The organism is Bacteroides faecium (genome assembly GCF_012113595.1).
Lineage (GTDB): Bacteria > Bacteroidota > Bacteroidia > Bacteroidales > Bacteroidaceae > Bacteroides > Bacteroides faecium.
This window is the reverse complement of record NZ_CP050831.1, coordinates 4,590,079-4,605,815: the sequence shown is the minus strand read 5'-3', so window position 1 is coordinate 4,605,815 and position 15,737 is coordinate 4,590,079. Positions and strand designations below refer to the sequence as shown.

Sequence of the window (15,737 nt, the reverse complement as noted above, 5' to 3'; positions counted from 1 at the left end):
TAGCTGAATATTTTTCTGTTTTTATTAGTCCGATTCGTGAATTTCATCTATATTTGTCAATAGTGAATGAGACAGTAAATGTGTAATTTATAGAAAAAACGAGTATGAAAAAACAATATGTCAGCCTGCTTGCTATTATACTTTCGGTAAGCGGCTTTTTGTTTTCTTGTCATGACAAGATGAACAAAAATACAGGTGCGTTGCAGTTCGATAGTATTCAGGTGAATAAGACGGCACACCTGTTCAACGATACAGCCAAACCGGCTTGTAATATTATTATCAATTTTGCCTATCCCGTCAAGTCATCGGATGATATGCTGAAAGACAGTTTGAATGCTTATTTCATTTCTGCCTGTTTCGGTGATAAGTACATCGGGGAAAAACCGGAAGAAGTGATAAAACAATATACGGAAAATTATGTCAGCGAGTATCGCCGTGACTTGGAGCCGATGTACACTGAAGACGAAAAAGACAAAGAAGACGAAGCTTCCATCGGTGCCTGGTATTCTTATTATAAGGGTATCGAAAGCCACGTGCAACTGTATGAGAAAGACTTGCTTGTATATCGTATCGACTATAATGAATACACCGGTGGTGCACACGGCATCTATATGACAACTTACCTGAATATGGATCTTACACTGATGCGCCCACTTCGTCTTGATGACATTTTCGTCGGAGATTACAAAGACTCATTGACCGACCTCATTTGGAACCAGCTCATGGCTGACAACAAAGTGACAACTCATGAAGCTTTGGAAGATATGGGATATGCTTCGACCGGTGACATCACTCCGACCGAGAATTTCTATCTGAGCAAAGAAGGTATTACCTTCTATTATAATGTATATGACATTACTCCCTATTCTATGGGACCCGTAAAGGTGACAATTCCATTCCCTATGATGGAACACCTTCTCGGCAGCAACCCGATTTTGGGAGAGCTGAAAGATTAAACTTCATAAAAGAGCAGAACACCAATGAATATCCTGTTGTTACTACGCAAATAGTAATATATGAAGGATATTCATTTACTATAATTTATAATCAGTAATTTGTAATTAATAAAAGTGGAAATCATACAGAAATACTTCCCTGAACTGACAGAAGAGCAACGCAAACAATTTGCTGCTCTATATGACCTCTATATCGACTGGAATTCGAAAATCAACGTTATTTCACGCAAGGACATCGAAAATTTGTATGAGCACCATGTGCTCCATTCGTTAGGCATTGCCAAAGTCATCCAGTTCCGTCCCGGAACCAGCGTCATGGACTTGGGTACAGGCGGCGGTTTCCCCGGTATTCCCTTGGCAATATTATTTCCCGAAACGAAGTTTCATCTCGTAGACAGCATCGGTAAAAAAGTACGTGTAGCGACCGAAGTAACCAATGCCATCGGACTGAAGAACGTCACTTTCCGCCATGCGCGCGCAGAAGAGGAGAAACGCACGTTCGACTTTGTTGTCAGCCGTGCCGTGATGCCTTTGACGGATTTAATCAAGATTATCAAAAAGAATATTTCTTCCAAACAGCAAAATGCATTGCCCAACGGGTTAATCTGTCTCAAAGGCGGCGAGCTGGAACACGAGACAATGCCGTTCAAACATAAGACTATGATTCACAGCTTGAGCGATAACTTCGAAGAAGAATTCTTTGAAACCAAAAAAGTGGTATATGTTCCGATTTAAAGACTATTAGTTCCGAATAAGATTTAATCATAGAAAAGAACCATGAAAATAAAAAGGTTTGAATTTAATATGTTTCCCGTAAATTGCTACGTATTATGGGACGAAACAAAAGAAGCAGTCGTCATTGATCCGGGCTGTTTCTATGAAGAAGAAAAACAAGCACTGAAGAAGTTCATTCTCACGAACGGACTGACCGTGAAGCATCTTCTGAATACTCACTTACATTTGGATCATATCTTCGGAAATCCGTTCATGCTGAAAGAATTCGGTTTGTCGGCAGAAGCCAACAAAGCGGATGAATACTGGATTGACGAAGCACCGAAACAAAGCCGGATGTTTGGTTTCCAGTTGCAGGAAGCACCTGTCCCATTGGGGAAATATCTGCATGACGGTGATATCATCACCTTCGGGCACACCCAACTGGAAGCAATCCATGTACCCGGACACTCGCCCGGAAGCTTGGTGTATTATTGCAAAGAAGACAACTGCATGTTCTCCGGCGATGTTCTCTTCCAAGGCAGTATCGGTCGCGCCGACCTTACAGGTGGCAACTTCGACGAACTGATAGAGCATATTTGCAGCCGTCTTTTCGTCCTTCCTAACGAGACAGTCGTTTATCCGGGGCATGGTGCACCCACGACCATCGGAATGGAAAAAGCAGAGAATCCATTTTTCAGATAACACATAAAATCCCTCTATAATATGAAAACCGATTTGTTAGCTAGCCGTCACATCGGCATCAATGAACAAGACACAACCGTGATGCTCCGCAAAATTGGAGTAGCATCGCTGGATGAACTTATTGATAAAACAATTCCTGCCAATATCCGGCTAAAAGAGCCGTTAGCATTGGCCAGTCCGTTGACGGAATACGAATTTGGAAAACACATTGCCGCATTGGCAAGCAAAAACAAACTGTATACCACATATATCGGACTAGGTTGGTACAATACAATCACGCCTTCTGTTATCCAACGGAATGTATTCGAGAATCCGGTGTGGTACACTTCTTACACTCCTTATCAGGCAGAAGTGTCGCAAGGACGCCTGGAAGCATTGATGAATTTCCAGACAGCCGTGTGTGACCTTACTGCCATGCCGCTTGCCAACTGTTCATTGCTGGACGAGGGAACTGCTGCTGCCGAAGCTGTCAGCATGATGTACGCCCTGCGTTCCCGCGCCCAACAGAAATCGGGTGCAAACGTTGTCTTTGTTGATGAAAATGTCTTCCCGCAAACACTGGCTGTCATGACCACACGTGCTGTACCGCAAGGTATCGAACTGCGCGTAGGTAAATATAAGGATTTCGAGCCTTCACCGGAAGTATTCGCCTGCATACTGCAATATCCAAATTCCAATGGAAGTGTAGAAGACTATGCTGCATTTACAGAAAAAGCACATGCGGCTGATTGCAAAGTAGCTGTTGCCGCTGATATTCTAAGTCTCGCCCTGCTGACTCCGCCGGGAGAATGGGGAGCGGATATCGTATTCGGAACAACTCAACGCCTGGGCACACCGATGTTCTATGGTGGCCCGTCCGCCGCTTACTTCGCCACACGAGATGAATACAAACGGAATATGCCGGGACGTATCATCGGATGGTCAAAAGATAAATACGGCAAACTCTGTTACCGAATGGCTTTGCAGACACGTGAACAGCATATCAAGCGCGAAAAAGCGACATCGAATATCTGTACGGCTCAAGCTCTGCTGGCCACAATGGCAGGTTTCTATGCCGTCTACCACGGACAGGAAGGTATTTCAACCATTGCTTCGCGCATCCATAGCATCACCGTATTCCTCGACAAGCAGTTGAAGAAATTCGGATATAACCAAGTAAACGCACAATATTTCGATACATTGCGTTTCGAACTGCCCGAACACGTTTCAGCACAGCAGATTCGTACGATTGCACTTAGCAAAGAGGCAAATCTACGTTATTACGAGAATGGGAATGTAGGTTTCAGCATTGACGAAACTACGGATATCGCAGCCGCTAATGTGTTGCTTTCCATCTTTGCCATTGCTGCCGGAAAGGACTATCAGAAGGTAGAGGATATTCCCGAAAAAAGCAATATCGACAAGGTGTTGAAGCGTACGTCTCCTTTCCTTACTCACGAAGTATTCAGTAAGTATCATACGGAAACGGAAATGATGCGCTATATCAAGCGCTTGGACCGCAAGGATATTTCACTGGCTCAGTCTATGATTTCTCTCGGCTCATGTACGATGAAATTGAACGCTGCTTCGGAGATACTGCCTTTAAGTTGTTCAGAGTTCATGGGTATGCACCCGTTGGTTCCTGAAGACCAGGCAGAAGGATACCGTGAATTGATAAAGAATCTGAGTGAGGATTTGAAGATTATCACCGGTTTTGCGGGAGTCAGTTTACAGCCGAATTCGGGTGCTGCCGGAGAATATACAGGCCTTCGCGTGATTCGTGCTTACCTTGAGAGTATCGGCCAGGGGCATCGGAACAAAGTTTTGATTCCGGCATCGGCTCACGGGACGAATCCCGCATCAGCTATCCAGGCAGGATTTACGACCGTCACTTGTGCCTGCGACGAGTTAGGAAATGTAGACATGGACGACTTGCGTGCCAAAGCCGAAGAAAATAAGGATGAATTAGCCGCATTAATGATTACCTATCCTTCCACTCACGGCATCTTTGAAACGGAGATAAAGGAGATTTGTGAAATTATTCATGCCTGTGGCGCACAAGTATATATGGACGGTGCCAATATGAATGCACAAGTAGGATTGACCAATCCGGGATTCATCGGCGCAGATGTCTGCCATCTGAATCTTCACAAGACCTTCGCTTCCCCTCACGGTGGCGGTGGCCCGGGAGTAGGACCTATCTGTGTGGTGGAGCACTTGGTGCCTTTCCTGCCCGGACATGGTATCTTCGGCAATGCACAGAATCAGGTTTCTTCCGCCCCGTTCGGTAGTGCAGGTATTCTGCCTATCACATATGGATATATCCGCATGATGGGTACGGAAGGTTTGACACAGGCAACTAAAATTGCCATTCTGAATGCCAATTACCTGGCTGCTTGCCTGAAAGACACTTATGGCGTCGTCTATTGCGGAGCAAATGGTTTTGTTGGACACGAAATGATTTTGGAATGTCGCAAAGTACACGAAGAAACAGGTATTTCGGAGAATGATATCGCAAAGCGTCTGATGGACTACGGCTATCATGCTCCTACCCTATCCTTCCCTGTTCACGGTACATTGATGATTGAACCGACGGAGAGCGAAAGCCTTGCCGAACTGGATAACTTTGTAGATGTCATGCTGAATATCTGGAAAGAAATCCAGGAAGTGAAGAATGGTGAAGCGGACAAGAATGACAATGTATTGATTAATGCTCCGCATCCCGAATATGAAGTGGTCAATGACCTTTGGGAACATTCATACACACGCGAGAAAGCTGCTTATCCGATAGAGAGTGTACGTGACAATAAATTCTGGATAAACGTGGCACGCGTAGATAATACGTTAGGGGACCGAAAACTGTTGCCGACCCGTTACGGGACATTCGATTGACATACCCCTCTGAGACAGCTCAGAGAGCATAACGTTTTGTAAAAGCTAAAGCGGCGTTTTAGGAGTCCTAAAGCGCCGCTTTAAATGTTGTAAAGCGCTGCTTTATGAATCGTAAAACACTGCTTCAGGAATAATAGGTTGACTGGTATTCTCTATTTGACAATCGTCACCGTACCCGCTTTCACTTTCTTCTCTTTCATCGGAGTTTTGGGGTCAGCATATCCCAGTGCTACACAGCCATATACCTTATGATTTTCGGGAACTCCCAGTGAAGTAATAAACTCACGCACTCCGGGGTCATCGCAAGTCGTCCCGAGTTGGTTAATCCAACAAGAACCGATTCCCAAAGACTGGGCGGCAAGAAACATATTCTCTATCGCACAGGCACAGTCCATCCCTGCCCACCATTGGGTAGGCTCATTAGAGACAATGACTAAAGTCGGAGCATGATAATAGCAGCAATAAGTCTTGCTATGACCGCGTTCCTGCAAACGAGTATCATCGCTTTTTGCGAAAGCTCCCTTAATGCGTTCGTTCAGTTCCGACAATTTGTCGGTATTCTGAATAGCCGTGAAATGACAGGTTTCCAAATGCATTCCACTCGGAGCATAAGTTGCCGCTTCCAGAACCGCCTGCAAATCCTCTTCTGAAACTTGCTGACTTGTATAAGCCCGTACACTACGACGTGCCTTGATGTTTTCTAAAATCTCATTTGTTTTCATACTATCCTATGTTTAGAACCTATTTCTTGTTTTGAACCTATCTCTTAACCAGACCAATCTTCGCATTCAATTTGAAGTAATACACTCCGTTCTCCCTTTCCAGAAATCCGTATTTGTCCTTCTCCAAAGCGCCTTTCTCCAAACGAGTATTCAGGAACAAGAAGTCTTCCATCACCTGTTTCTCCGATTTATGATAACAGAGTATATTGCCGTTTCCATCCACCAACAGCATACCTTCTACTGCTGAATCCTGTCCATTATAGATTTTCGCAGGACGCATACCCAATGCTAGTGCCATCAAGAACTGCTTCATCTTAAATTCATAGAACTTATGCTTATTTATCAGTTCGTCTTTAATCTTCAATGGGTTCATCTGTTTGATAATCTCCGTTAGTTCACTGATACGGGATATACCATCCAAATGCATGATGCGCACCATTTCCGTCAATACGCGCGGGAAATGCAAGTCAATCATCAACAGATTGCTACGAAATACACGGTCGGCCACATCCGAATATTTGAGTACACCACCCAAACGTTCAATCATCATCATTCGCTCGGCTACCTCATTAGGAGATTCCGGCAAAGCATTAATCTTGTTGACTGTCGGAGTAGCAAATTTAATTCCACTCTGTTCCAATTTAAGATTCGCGGCACGTCCACCATCCAATAACGGGTTCATTGCACTCAATCGGGAACGGACATTAAATCCCCTCAACGGAGCTTCCGGATGCCAAAAGGCGACAGAGAAATCTGTACGGTCTTCCGTCTTTGCTTCCAAATCGAAGATACCTGCTTCGTCCAAAAACTCTTCCACTCCGTCCGGTGAGGTAACGTCATTCTCCGAAGAAGATTTAACGGCCTGCAATATCAGTCCGGCAACAATACTGAAATCTTCACGAGGCATGGATTTAACGCCTGTTTCTCCTTCGATACGAATTGTTTCTTCTTCAATATAATATCGACGTGTTCCGTCATGTTCTTCCCGTTGAATCATTGCAACAGGCCAGGACACTTCTCCCGCTTTCGCCTCTGCCGTACCTAATACCGCTTTCCCGTCTGCCAACAGGCGGAAGAATGTATAAAGTTCACACCATTCTTTTTTAGTTGCTTCAAATGCCATATATCTTGTTCTTCTTTATTTTACTAACGATGTTTTATAAATGTTCCTACTGACTGATAACCCGTGGCAGCTCTACAGACGAAACAAAAGGGGGAACGACATAAGTCACCTCTTCCAATGGCGGCAATTTTCCCACTTGAGCAAAGAGCGAATTGCGTATCCATTCCTTGGGAGTGACCACGATAAATCGCCCTGTCCAGCAACCGTCAAAATAAGAGGGATTACCCGGTTGTTTCTTTATGGGATAACAGATATTTTCTCCTTTGTTCCGCATCTCCGGCGAACGACCAGGATCATTCACCCACACATGTTTATCATCAATGCCGCGAAGTACCATCCAATGCCCCCTCGGTCCGGGACGTAAGCCACGAACTGCTCCTGTATATCTCACATTCACCAGAACAGGGATACCACGGTCAATATAATCTTTCAATATCCGATAATCTTTCTTTTGAAAATGCTCGGCACTTATCATATTCTCGTAATAACGGGCCAGTGAATCTATCTCGAAAGAATAATAACCACCCTGCCCTATCGAAGTACGACGACGGAAAGGAGCATGCTTTTTCAGGAAGTAATTCCGTTGATATTCCACCAGTTTCTTTTCCGCATCTTGAGCAGACCGTTGCTTGTCGGTAGTCATTCCCTTAAAATAGTCGAATACCATTAAGGATGAAGCCAGGGAACAATGCGAATAAGGACATCCCGTGATCTTCTGCGAATACCAGGGAACAGGAATATTATTGGGAGCTAACTTCAGCGTCTCTTGAGTCTTCAGAGTCTCCTGAGTTTTCTGCGTCTCCTGTGCACGAAGCTGAGTACCATTCCATGCAAAGAAGCCCGAAAGCAGGATAAAAAGTATGTAGTATTTCTTTCTCATTCAAATTCAATCTAATCTCTCTGTCTCAACTATGACTATTTTCTACACGTTAATTCTCTTCATCATCCAGGATTCGTGCCGTCTCCACTTTTTCCAGTCGTGCACGCAGTTTCGGCATCATCGAACGGCGAATCCGCAGTGTCATGCTGCAATCCATGTCATACGACTGATTGAGAATCTCCGGTTCTTCTTCCTTCACAATGCGCATGATGTCATTCATAAAAGGATATTCGAACATGACTGTCACATCATCATCTACCGTTTTCTCTATAATCGTAGCGGCAGCGATAGCTTCGGCAGCAGCAGCTTTATAAGCTACAATCAATCCGCTGGTTCCTAACTTGATTCCACCGAAATAACGAACTACGATAATCAGAATATCCGTCAGTTCATTGGAATTAATCTGTCCGAGAATAGGCTTACCTGCCGTGCCGGAAGGTTCTCCGTTGTCATTGGCACGAAAATCCTTGCGCGCCGCCCCCAACATATAAGCATAACATACATGCCGGGCATCATAATACTTCTTCTGATACGTTTCAAGATGTACCTTTATCTCGTCGATAGTACGCACAGGAAGGGCAATAGCAATGAACTTGCTTCGCTTTTCTGTATAAATACCTTCGGAAGGTTCTGTGATGGTTTTATAAGTATCTTCAGCAGTCATGGCGCAAAGATACAAAAAAACGGTCAATCCGTCGCAAATTTAATATTCATTGCGATAGATTGACCGTAGAGATTTATTTTAAAGATTCTTTAATCCAACTTATGAATAACCAGTCCTGAACGGAGTTTAGGTTCGAACCAGGTGGTCTTGGGCGGCATGATATTACCGGTATCTGCAATATCCATCAGTTGCTTCATAGACACAGGATAAAGAGCCAGAGCTACTTTCATTTCACCGCTATCCACACGTTTCTTGAGTTCGCCCAATCCACGGATACCGCCAACAAAGTCGATACGCTTATCCGAACGCAAGTCTTTTATTCCAAGGATTTCATCTAAAATCAGATTAGAAGAAATGGTAACATCAAGTACACCGATAGGGTCATTATCATTGTATGTTCCGGCTTTGGCAGTCAAGCTATACCATTTGTTGCCGAGATAAAGAGAGAAGTTATGTAAACCGGATGGTTTGTAAATATCCGCACCTTTCTCTTCTACGACAAAGTTCTTTTCCAATGCAGCAATGAACTGTTCGGGAGTCAATCCGTTGAGGTCTTTCACTACACGGTTGTAATCAATGATAGTCAGTTGATTGGCGGGGAAGCAAACGGCCATGAAGTAATTATACTCTTCATCACCGCGATGACTCGGATTCTGTTTTGCTTTCTCTGCCCCTACCAATGCGGCAGCAGCGGAACGGTGATGTCCGTCGGCGATATACAGAGCCGGCATCTTCGCAAATTCGGCAGTAATGACAGCAATATCCTCGTCCTGGTCAACAATCCAAAAAGTATGACCGAAGCCGTCACCCGGAGCGATAAAGTCATAGACAGGCTTTTCTGCGGTATATTTTTTGATAATGGCATCCAATATCTCATTATCAGGATAAGCGAAGAAAACAGGCTCGATATTCGCATTGTTCACACGGACATGCTTCATACGGTCTTCTTCCTTATCACGGCGGGTAAGTTCGTGTTTCTTGATAACTCCATTCATATAATCGGGAACATAAGCACCGACAACCAGTCCATACTGCGTCTTCCCATTCATAGTCTGGGCATAGATATAATAGTTTTCCTTCGCATCCTGCACCAACCATCCCTTATCCTGGAATGCCTGGAAGTTCTCGGCAGCCTTGGCATACACCGGCTCGTCATGTTCGTCCGTACCAACGGGAAAATCAATTTCAGGTTTAATGATATGATAAAGAGACTTTTCGTTACCTTCCGCTTCAATGCGGGCTTCTTCTGAATTCAAGACATCATAAGGACGGGAAGCAACCTGTTCCACCAATTCCTGCGGTGGACGAATGCCCTTAAAAGGTTTAATTATTGCCATGATATTAGTATTTAATATGTAAAAAATAAAAGCCACAGACTTATTGAAAATCTGTGGCTCAAATATACTACTATTTCTATGAATATTATTTATTCACGCGGAATTTTTCGCAACCGTCTTTCAAGAAACCAACGATTTGTTGGGCAGCAGCAATACCGGCATTGATATTTGCCTCGGCAGTCTGTGCCCCCATCTTCTTCGGAGTTGAGAAATAACGTCCGGCAAACTTCTCGGCAAATTCAGCGTTGGCAGCAGGCATGATGTCTGTGATGTATTTGAAGTCGGCACGGTCTTCCATCAACTTAATCAGTTCGGCTTCATTGATAACTTCCTTACGGGCAGTGTTTACCAACATCGCACCCTTCGGCATATCTTTCAGCAAAGCATAATTGATAGAATTCTTAGTCTCGGCAGTTGCAGGAATATGCAAAGATACAACCTGGCAAGTCTTATACAGCTCTTCTGCCGAATCAAGTGCTTTCACGCCATCCTTTTCGATTACTTCTTTCGGGCAGAATGCGTCATAAGCATACACTTCCATTCCGAAGCCTTTGGCAACACGAGCCACATTGCGGCCTACGTTTCCATAAGCGTGGATGCCCAGTTTCTTACCCATCAATTCTGTACCGGAAGTTCCGTTATAGAAGTTGCGTACAGCATACACCATCATGCCCAAAGCCAGTTCGGCAACAGCATTCGAGTTCTGTCCCGGAGTGTTCATCACACAAACATTGTGAGCAGTGGCAGCAGCCAGGTCTACGTTATCGTATCCGGCACCGGCACGAACTACAATCTTCAATTCCTTAGCAGCGTCAAGCACTTCGGCATCAATAATATCACTACGGATAATGATAGCGTTAGCGTCTTTCACTGCATCCAGCAACTGGGCTTTATCGGTATATTTTTCGAGTAAAGCAAACTCATATCCGGCTGCTTCTATTTCTTTACGGATTCCGTCTACTGCAACTTTTGCAAACGGTTTATCGGTAGCTACAAGTACTTTCATAATTTAATTCTGTTTATAAAGACTCACCACAGATTACCCGGATTCTCACAGAATTTAAGAATCTGTGTCCATCCGTGTAATCTGTGGTGAAAATATTATTAATGAAGTTTTTCAAATTCCTGCATGCAATCAATCAAGGCCTGTACGCTTTCTTTCGGCATAGCGTTGTAGCAAGATGCACGGAAACCACCTACTGAACGGTGTCCCTTGATACCTACCATACCCTTTTCAGTCGCAAACTTCATAAAGTCAGCTTCAAGGTCTTTGTATTCGGGAGCCATTACGAAACAGATGTTCATGCGTGAACGGTCTTCCTTGGCAGCAGTACCTACGAACAATTTGTTACGGTCGATTTCTGCATACAGCATATCAGCCTTTTCGATGGCACGACGTTCCATTTCCTTCACACCACCCTGTGCTTTGATCCAACGAAGATTCAGCATTGCAGAATAGATAGGTACTACCGGCGGAGTGTTGAACATAGAACCATTATCAATGTGAGTCTGATAATTCAGCATTGACGGAATGTAACGTGACACCTTGCCTACCGCGTCATTCTTCACAATAACGAATGTAACACCTGCAGGAGCCAGGTTCTTCTGTGCACCACCATAGATACAGATATATTTAGAAACGTCGATCGGACGTGAGAAAATATCAGAAGACATATCGGCAACCATCGGAACCGGAGAATCGAGGTCTTTCTTTAATTCCGTACCGTAAATCGTGTTGTTAGTAGTAATGTGGAAATAATCTGCGTCTGTCGGGATTGTGTAATCTTTTGGGATATAAGTATATGTAGCTTCAGCAGAAGAAGCAACTTCTACAACTTCACCAAACCCCTTAGCTTCTTTCATTGCTTTTTTTGCCCATACACCTGTGTTCAGATAAGCAGCCTTTTTCTCAAGGAAGTTGAAAGGCACCATGCAGAACTCCAGACTGGCACCACCACCAAGGAACAATACCGAATAACCTTCGGGGATATTAAGTAATTCCTTGAATAATGCTTCCGCCTCGTCAACCACAGGTTGGAAGTCTTTGGCGCGGTGGCTGATTTCCATAATAGAAAGACCAGAGCCGTTGAAATCTAAAATAGCCTTCGCTGTATCCTCTATCACCTCACGCGGAAGAATGGAAGGTCCTGCATTGAAATTATGCTTTTTCATTTGAAGTTTGTTTTTGGTTTAACAATTTCGTTACTTTTTGTCTTTTGACTTTGCGAATTTACGAATTTATTTCCGGCGCACAAATCTTTCCTTATAAAAATACTGTTTTAAAGCAGATTTTCCTTTCTTTTTATTGGTTTATACAGGATATATACACCATATTGTTATCCATAGATGTCAAGTAAGGGATAATAGTCGAAAAATAAATATTGAAAGGGGGAGTTGATTATAAAGTGTAAGCAAAATGCAACAAAAACGTATATTTATAAAGAAAATTACTGATTTGGGCAAGAATAACGGGTAAATTGGACGGCAAACAAAATATTCCCCGACTAAAAACAAAAATCCCCGGCTCACGATTCTGAATTGCACTTCTAAAGTTTTGTATCCAACTTTCGAAGTGCAGTTCATTCATTTTAATACGGGGATTATTATTTCTGACAAGAGCGATTAGTACAAGCTCATAAAAAGTGCTTTATTTCGCTTCTTCAATAATGGTCTTCATTCCTTTAATCTTCTCTCCTTGAATCAAGTTCAAGAGTTGTTTCACCTTTGCCCGGCGAATGGCAACGAAAGCATAATGTTCCTTCACATCAATCGCACCTACGTCTTCACGAGTCAGATTTCCTTTCTTATATAAGAATCCTGCAATATCCATCCGGTTCAGTTTTTCCTTCTTTCCCTTACCTATATATATAGTAGCCCAAAGAGATTTCGGCGGGCGGGGTGGATTTTCAGGCAAAACGACTGTTTCCATATCTTCGGGAATATAAGCAGGCAGTTTTTCTTCCTCGTGGAGAATCAGATAAGATGTTCCGGTAGCGTCCCAACGTGCCGTACGTCCATTCCGGTGCGTAAAGGCTTCTTCATTCACCGGCAGGTGATAATGAATGATGTGTTCAATCTCCGGAATATCCAGCCCACGTGCTGCCAAATCGGTAGAAATCAATACATGGCAACTACCATTACGGAATTTGTATAAAGCACGCTCCCGATCCGGCTGTTCCATGCCGCCATGAAAACGTTCGGCTACCAATTTCTTATCCGCCAATAATTTCTGTACACGATCCACCGCATCCCTGTGATTACAAAAGACGATGCTTGAGCTGCTTCCTAATGAGCAAAGCAGGTTATATAAAGTATCAACCTTGTCTTTCGCAGGAGACATCACCTTCATCAATGTCAAGCGGGATTCCTGTTCTTCAGAAACGTCCGGCAGGAAATTCAGTTTGACCGTCCGGTTCAGTCCTGTAAATTCGGGAATCTCCTCTGCGTCCGTAGCCGAGAGCAGCATGCGTTTTTTCAGCCCCGGAAGCTGCGTGATAATCTCCGCCATTTCATCATGGAAACCAAACTCCAAAGACTTGTCGAACTCATCAATGATTAAAGTTTCAATCGTTTCGGGATTGAAGTTTCCTTTCGATAAATGGTCGGTGATACGCCCCGGAGTACCGATAATGATAGCGGGATGATTACCTTGAATACTCTTCTTTTCTTCCGCAATGGGATGGCCGCCATAGCAACAACAGGTCTTCCAGGAAGTTCCCATTGTCTTAAACACAGTATCAATCTGCAAAGCCAACTCACGCGAAGGAACGAGAATCATGACCTGCACATTTCCGTCATCCGGTTTCAGTGTAAGTAATAAAGGCAATAGATAAGCCAGTGTCTTACCCGACCCTGTCGGAGACAATAATATAACGTCTTTCCTTCCGGTTGCTTGTTCAAGTGATGCTTCCTGCATCGGGTTCAGCTCCTCAATCTTCAGGTTGCGAAGAGCCGACTGTATTATTTCATTTTTCTCTAACATAGGGACAAAGATACAAAAAGGAAGAGTATGAGGACGAAAACGCGGTTAAACTTTAGCCATACCAGTCAAGATATAACGTCCTTTTAGATTATTCTCCCGCATATAAATGGTCACTTCCGCGCGGCAGGCTGATATTAATGCATATCCGGTCAGTTCCGAACTCATAGCTTTGACAAATGTGTACTCCGTATCGTCGTGAATAAAAGATATACGATGGTATTCCATAACCTGTAATGTATTTAAGTTCTATTGGGCAGTCAAATATACGAATATAATAAATAAGTATAGGCAAAAACAGGAGATTATCTTCAAAACGGACACAAAAAAGCCGAATGGTATAGCGGAAAGACAGGTATGAAAAAGTACAAAAAGAAGAAGCACAAAAAGAAGAAGCGGGAAACCTGAAAAGCATATCAGCTTTTTCAGATTTCCCGCTCTGTTCTTATGTTATCTTTCCGGTCATTTCGTCGACCGGAAGTTAACTTCCGGAAAATTATCCGCCGAAGTTATCGAACATCAAGTTCTGAGCCGGCACACCGAGATCGTCGAGCATCTTCTCAACAGCTTTCGACATCGGGCCAGGGCCACACATGTAGTATTCAATATCTTCAGGAGCTTCGTGGTTCTTCAAGTAAGTTTCGTAAATTACGTTGTGGACGAAGCCCGGAGTATACTTCACGCCTGCAGCATCGGCAGCAGGATCCGGACGGTCAAGTGCCAGATGGAATGTGAAGTTCGGGAAGTCCTTTTCAATCTGCAAGAAATCTTCCAGATAGAATACTTCGTTCAGTGCGCGGGCACCGTAGAAGTATGACATCTTACGGTCAGTAATGTGCAAAGTCTTTGTCAAGTGCATGATCTGCGCACGCAACGGAGCCATACCTGCACCACCACCAATCCACATCATTTCTTTATTGGAGTCTAAGATCGGGTGGAAGTCTCCGTAAGGACCACTCATTATTACCTTGTCACCCGGTTTCAGGGTAAAGATATATGAAGAAGCGATACCAGCCGGAACATCCATAAATCCGGGACCTTGTTCTTTCGGCTTGAACGGCGGAGTAGCGATACGTACTGTCAACATGATACGGTCACCTTCGGCAGGATAGTTGGCCATAGAGTAAGCACGGATGGTTTCTTCATCGTTCTTACATTTCAAGCCCATCAAACCGAATTTTTCCCATGCAGGCAGGTATTCATCACCAATCAGGCTCTTGTCAATATCCTTGTTATAGTCCATTGAATATTTAGGAATCTTAATCTGCGCGTAAGAGCCCGGGATGAAGTCCATGTGTTCGCCCTTAGGCAGAGCCACGATAAACTCCTTGATAAACGTAGCCACGTTCTTGTTAGAGATAACCTCGCACTCCCACTCTTTCACGCCAAGTATAGACTCGTCGATCTTGATAGCCATATCACTTTTCACTTTCACCTGGCAGCCCAGACGCCAGTGGTCTTGCTGCTGTTTGCGACTGAAGTGAGGAACTTCAGAAGGAAGGATTTCGCCACCCCCTTCGAGCACCTGGCATTTGCACTGTCCGCAAGAACCCTTACCACCACAAGCGGATGACAGGAATACTCCGTTTACAGACAGCGTATTCAGTAAAGTAGAACCGGAAGCCACTTCCAACTCCTTCTCACCGTTGATTGTTAGTTTCACATCTCCTGATGGTACCAGAAAATTCTTGGAAACCAACAAGATCACAACAAGCAACAGAATAACCACAAGGAATACCCCAATGCTCGCTAATATTAAATTCATATCCATTGTCTTTATTCCTTTCTT

At 43.9% G+C, this 15,737-nt stretch carries 14 protein-coding genes; 4 read left to right on the top strand and 10 right to left on the bottom strand.

The features are described from left to right. The first annotated feature begins 104 nt into the window (after positions 1-104). The 4 genes from BacF7301_RS17050 to gcvP all read left to right on the top strand — a co-directional run bounded on the left by BacF7301_RS17050 (position 105) and on the right by gcvP (position 5,243). The gene (locus tag BacF7301_RS17050; protein ID WP_167964661.1) at positions 105-956 is read left to right on the top strand and encodes a DUF3298 and DUF4163 domain-containing protein; all 852 of its coding nucleotides are present in this window, start codon (positions 105-107) and stop codon (positions 954-956) included. 114 nt (positions 957-1,070) lie between these two features. After that, the gene (gene rsmG, locus BacF7301_RS17045; RefSeq protein ID WP_167964660.1) at positions 1,071-1,691 is read left to right on the top strand and encodes a 16S rRNA (guanine(527)-N(7))-methyltransferase RsmG; all 621 of its coding nucleotides are present in this window, start codon (positions 1,071-1,073) and stop codon (positions 1,689-1,691) included. A gap of 42 nt (positions 1,692-1,733) precedes the next feature. Further along, positions 1,734-2,372, top strand: a complete 639-nt coding sequence (locus BacF7301_RS17040) for an MBL fold metallo-hydrolase (protein WP_044655322.1) — start codon at positions 1,734-1,736, stop codon at positions 2,370-2,372. 21 nt (positions 2,373-2,393) lie between these two features. After that, complete coding sequence (gene gcvP / locus BacF7301_RS17035) at positions 2,394-5,243, top strand: aminomethyl-transferring glycine dehydrogenase (RefSeq protein ID WP_167964659.1); 2,850 nt, start codon at positions 2,394-2,396, stop codon at positions 5,241-5,243. 152 nt (positions 5,244-5,395) lie between these two features. On the opposite strand, the gene BacF7301_RS17030 is transcribed toward gcvP, so the two are convergent. The 10 genes from BacF7301_RS17030 to nqrF form a co-directional block, all read right to left on the bottom strand. Beyond that, complete coding sequence (locus BacF7301_RS17030) at positions 5,396-5,965, bottom strand: nitroreductase family protein (RefSeq protein ID WP_167964658.1); 570 nt, start codon at positions 5,963-5,965, stop codon at positions 5,396-5,398. 37 nt (positions 5,966-6,002) lie between these two features. Continuing rightward, a complete protein-coding gene (locus BacF7301_RS17025) occupies positions 6,003-7,088 on the bottom strand; it encodes an HpaII family restriction endonuclease (protein WP_167964657.1) in 1,086 nt (361 codons plus the stop codon). Between the two features lie 46 nt (positions 7,089-7,134). Continuing rightward, positions 7,135-7,968, bottom strand: coding sequence for a C39 family peptidase (locus tag BacF7301_RS17020; protein WP_245208253.1), 834 nt, complete (start codon positions 7,966-7,968; stop codon positions 7,135-7,137). A 49-nt stretch (positions 7,969-8,017) separates the two neighbouring features. Next, positions 8,018-8,632, bottom strand: coding sequence for an IMPACT family protein (locus tag BacF7301_RS17015; protein ID WP_022139805.1), 615 nt, complete (start codon positions 8,630-8,632; stop codon positions 8,018-8,020). A gap of 89 nt (positions 8,633-8,721) precedes the next feature. Further along, positions 8,722-9,969 carry a DUF1015 domain-containing protein gene (locus tag BacF7301_RS17010; protein WP_167964656.1) on the bottom strand — a complete coding sequence of 416 codons (1,248 nt, stop codon included), beginning with the start codon at positions 9,967-9,969 and terminating at the stop codon, positions 8,722-8,724. 85 nt (positions 9,970-10,054) lie between these two features. Beyond that, positions 10,055-10,975, bottom strand: a complete 921-nt coding sequence (locus tag BacF7301_RS17005; RefSeq protein WP_167964655.1) for an NAD(P)-dependent oxidoreductase — start codon at positions 10,973-10,975, stop codon at positions 10,055-10,057. 98 nt (positions 10,976-11,073) lie between these two features. Beyond that, positions 11,074-12,141, bottom strand: coding sequence for a 3-phosphoserine/phosphohydroxythreonine transaminase (serC, locus tag BacF7301_RS17000; protein WP_167964654.1), 1,068 nt, complete (start codon positions 12,139-12,141; stop codon positions 11,074-11,076). Between the two features lie 475 nt (positions 12,142-12,616). Beyond that, positions 12,617-13,951: a DEAD/DEAH box helicase gene (locus tag BacF7301_RS16995; RefSeq protein ID WP_167964653.1), complete on the bottom strand. Its 1,335-nt coding sequence runs from the start codon at positions 13,949-13,951 to the stop codon at positions 12,617-12,619. Between the two features lie 45 nt (positions 13,952-13,996). Beyond that, positions 13,997-14,176: a hypothetical protein gene (locus BacF7301_RS16990; protein ID WP_022137688.1), complete on the bottom strand. Its 180-nt coding sequence runs from the start codon at positions 14,174-14,176 to the stop codon at positions 13,997-13,999. Positions 14,177-14,444: 268 nt separating this feature from the next. Continuing rightward, positions 14,445-15,719: an NADH:ubiquinone reductase (Na(+)-transporting) subunit F gene (gene nqrF, locus BacF7301_RS16985; protein WP_167964652.1), complete on the bottom strand. Its 1,275-nt coding sequence runs from the start codon at positions 15,717-15,719 to the stop codon at positions 14,445-14,447. Between the last annotated feature and the right edge of the window lie 18 nt (positions 15,720-15,737).

Coding starts and splice junctions, on each gene's coding strand:
- BacF7301_RS17030 (WP_167964658.1), bottom strand. CDS start 5,965: ATGAAAACAAATGAGATTTTAGAAAACATCAAGGCACGTCGTAGTGTA.
- BacF7301_RS16995 (WP_167964653.1), bottom strand. CDS start 13,951: ATGTTAGAGAAAAATGAAATAATACAGTCGGCTCTTCGCAACCTGAAG.
- gcvP (WP_167964659.1), top strand. CDS start 2,394: ATGAAAACCGATTTGTTAGCTAGCCGTCACATCGGCATCAATGAACAA.
- BacF7301_RS17050 (WP_167964661.1), top strand. CDS start 105: ATGAAAAAACAATATGTCAGCCTGCTTGCTATTATACTTTCGGTAAGC.
- BacF7301_RS17015 (WP_022139805.1), bottom strand. CDS start 8,632: ATGACTGCTGAAGATACTTATAAAACCATCACAGAACCTTCCGAAGGT.
- BacF7301_RS17025 (WP_167964657.1), bottom strand. CDS start 7,088: ATGGCATTTGAAGCAACTAAAAAAGAATGGTGTGAACTTTATACATTC.
- BacF7301_RS17040 (WP_044655322.1), top strand. CDS start 1,734: ATGAAAATAAAAAGGTTTGAATTTAATATGTTTCCCGTAAATTGCTAC.
- nqrF (WP_167964652.1), bottom strand. CDS start 15,719: ATGGATATGAATTTAATATTAGCGAGCATTGGGGTATTCCTTGTGGTT.
- BacF7301_RS17020 (WP_245208253.1), bottom strand. CDS start 7,968: ATGAGAAAGAAATACTACATACTTTTTATCCTGCTTTCGGGCTTCTTT.
- BacF7301_RS17005 (WP_167964655.1), bottom strand. CDS start 10,975: ATGAAAGTACTTGTAGCTACCGATAAACCGTTTGCAAAAGTTGCAGTA.
- serC (WP_167964654.1), bottom strand. CDS start 12,141: ATGAAAAAGCATAATTTCAATGCAGGACCTTCCATTCTTCCGCGTGAG.
- BacF7301_RS16990 (WP_022137688.1), bottom strand. CDS start 14,176: ATGGAATACCATCGTATATCTTTTATTCACGACGATACGGAGTACACA.
- BacF7301_RS17010 (WP_167964656.1), bottom strand. CDS start 9,969: ATGGCAATAATTAAACCTTTTAAGGGCATTCGTCCACCGCAGGAATTG.